General features: G+C 61.5%; 1 protein-coding gene. It reads left to right on the top strand.

The window, feature by feature from the left end; all coding sequences use genetic code 11:
- Positions 1-3,085, top strand: a 3,085-nt coding sequence (locus LIX91_RS25455) for a non-ribosomal peptide synthetase (protein ID WP_226489405.1), incomplete at both ends; no start/stop codon positions are given.

The raw sequence follows: 3,085 nt of genomic DNA, 5'->3' as shown, positions 1-3,085 counted from the left end.
GTATGTGGTTGCCCAGCCGCAAAGCCAGCTTACAGCCGCTGAACTGCGCGCCGAACTGGCACCGCAACTGGCCGAGTACATGCTCCCGAGCGCGTTCGTGCTGCTTGACGAACTGCCGCTGACGCCGAATCGCAAGCTGGATCGCAATGCCTTGCCAGCCCCGGACGTTGATGCGCTGATCAGCCGTGGCTACGAAGCACCGCAAGGCGAAACCGAAACGCAGATCGTGGCTATCTGGCAAGACCTGCTGAACGTCGAGCAGGTCGGGCGTCACGACCACTTCTTCGAGCTCGGTGGCCACTCACTGCTGGCCGTCTCTCTGATCGAGCGTCTGCGCAAGCAGGGGTTGAATCTCAACGTGAAGACTGTATTCACTGCGCCCAGCGTGCGTGAAATGGCCCTGGCCATCAGCCAGGACAAACAAGTTCTGTTCCAGGTACCCGCCAACCGCATTCCGGCCCATTGCACGCAATTGACGCCAGACATGTTGCCGCTGGTGGAACTGAGCGTCGCTCAGATTGAACTGATCACCTCCGCCGTTCCCGGCGGCGCCGCCAATATCCAGGACATCTACCCGCTGGCACCGCTTCAGGACGGCATCCTGTTCCATTACCTGCTGAATCGTGAGCGCGATGCCTACTTGATGCGCTCGATGATCGAGTTCGACAGCCGTGCGCGTCTTGACGCCTTTCTTGAGGGCCTGCAAACGGTAATCGACCGCCATGACATCCTGCGCAGCTCGGTGCATTGGATCGGCCTGCCGCAAGCGGTGCAAGTGGTGCACCGCCAGGCGCAATTGCCGGTCCATACCCTCACCCTGACGCCGGATGAAGACGCACTCAGTCAGCTGGACCGGCTAAGTGATCCAGGTCGTATGCGCCTGGACCTGCGACAGGCACCGCTACTACTGGCCTACATCGCTGGCGACCCGAACTCGGAACGTTGGTTACTGGCGCTGATTGATCATCACATGATCAGCGACCACGTCACCGTGGAACTCATACTCGAAGAAATTCGCCTGCTGATGCGAGGCCAGAGCGCAGACCTGCTGCCACCGCAGCCTTATCGGGATTTTGTCGCACAGACCCTCGCCAGCCCTTCAAGTGCCCACGAAGCTTACTTCACCCGCCGCCTGGCTGATGTGGATTCACCCACCGCTCCGTTCGACCTGCTGGAAGTTCAGGGCGACGGCAATGACGTCGAAGAGGCCAAACTGGCATTGAGCAGTGACCTCTGCGCACGTATCCGGACCCAGGCCCGGGAGCGCGGCATGTCCCCGGCGGTTCTGTTTCATGTCGCCTGGGCCCAGGTGATGGCCCGTTGTACTGATCGCGATGATGTGGTGTTCGGCACCGTGGTCACCGGCCGCCTGCAAGGTACGGTCGGCGCCGAGCGGGCCATGGGCATGTTCATGAACACCCTGCCGGTTCGTGTGCAACTGACCACACAAGGCGCCCAGGAACTGGTCATGGCCACCCACCGTGATCTCAGCGAATTATTGAGCCACGAGCAGGCATCACTGGCCCTGGCCCAGCGTTGCAGTAGCGTGGCCACAGGGGTGCCGTTGTTCTCCAGCCTGCTCAATTACCGGCACCAGGGCGAGGACAGCCGGTTGCAATGGCCGGGAATGCGCCTGCTTGACGGCACCGAGCGGACCAACTATCCGCTGTGCTTGTCGGTCAACGATTACGGCAGTGAACTCGACCTGATAATACACAGCATGCAGCCTGCGGATCCGCAACGCCTGTGCGCCATGATGCAGTGCGCGCTGGAGCAATTGACCGACGCGCTGGCGCACACACCGCAGATGGCCGTTACGCAGCTGGATGTGCTGCCTGCCGCCGAACGCAACCTGCTGCTGGAGACCTTCAACCAGACCCGCCAGGACTACCCGACGGACCTGTGCATTCAGCACCTGTTTGAAGCCCAGGTACGCACGCAACCTGGTGCCATCGCCGTGGCGTTCCAGGGGCAGCGCTTGAGCTATGCCGAACTGAACCGTCAGGCCAACCGTCTGGCTCATCACCTGATCGGTCTGGGCATCGGCCCGGATGATCGGGTGGCGCTGTGCGTCGAACGCGGTGTGGAAATGATGGTCGGCCTGCTCGGTGTGCTCAAGGCCGGTGCCGCTTATGTGCCGCTTGACCCGGCTTACCCGGCTGAGCGCCTGGCCTACATGATCGAGGACAGTACGCCGTCGGCGTTGCTGACCCAGCGTGATCTGCAGGAGCGTTTGCCGGCGCTGAACTTGCCGCTGGTGTTGCTCGACGACGATCAGCGTCAGGCTTTCACCGCGTGTGATGACAACCCGGTCGTACCGAATCTCGGCGTGCGCAACCTGGCGTATGTGATCTACACCTCGGGTTCCACCGGCAATCCGAAAGGCGTGATGATCGAGCATCGCGGCCTGGTCAACTACAGCGTCGATGCGGCGCGGCTTTTTGCTCTGTCCCCAACTGACACCGTCCTGCAGCAGAACACCCTGAACTTCGACCTCTCGGTGGAAGAAATCTTCCCGGCACTCTTGGCCGGGGCCACCCTGACGCCAAGCCGCGAGATCTTCGGCAGCGAAGGGACTGAAGATTACGGCATTCATCCGACCGTCCTGCACCTGACCACTGCGCACTGGCATACGCTGGTGGCCGAATGGCACAAACAGCCGCAGGTCGCTGAGCAACGTCTGCAGCATGTGCGTCTGATTAACGTGACTGGCGATGCGCTGTCGGCACAGAAGCTCAAACTCTGGGACGAGATGCGCCCGGCGCACACGCGTTTGATCAATACTTATGGGCCTACCGAAGCGACGGTGTCCTGCACTGCGGCCTACGTCAGCCACGACGCTGCGGCCGGCAGCGAAGGCAGTGGTAATGCGACCATCGGCAAACCGATGGCCAACACGCGTATCTACCTGCTTGACGCTCACCAGCAGCCAGTGCCGTATGGCGTGGCCGGTGAAATCTACATTGGCGGCGACGGCGTGGCACGCGGTTATCTGAACCTTGAAGAGGTCAACGCCGAGCGCTTCCTCGCGGATCCTTTCAGCAACAGCCCTGATGCCAGGATGTATAAAACCGGCGATCTGGCG

This window comes from Pseudomonas sp. B20, from assembly GCF_020515755.1.
GTDB classification, from domain to species: domain Bacteria; phylum Pseudomonadota; class Gammaproteobacteria; order Pseudomonadales; family Pseudomonadaceae; genus Aquipseudomonas; species Aquipseudomonas syringae.
The sequence above is the reverse complement of the archived record's forward strand: the minus strand, read 5'-3'. Positions and strand labels throughout refer to the sequence as shown.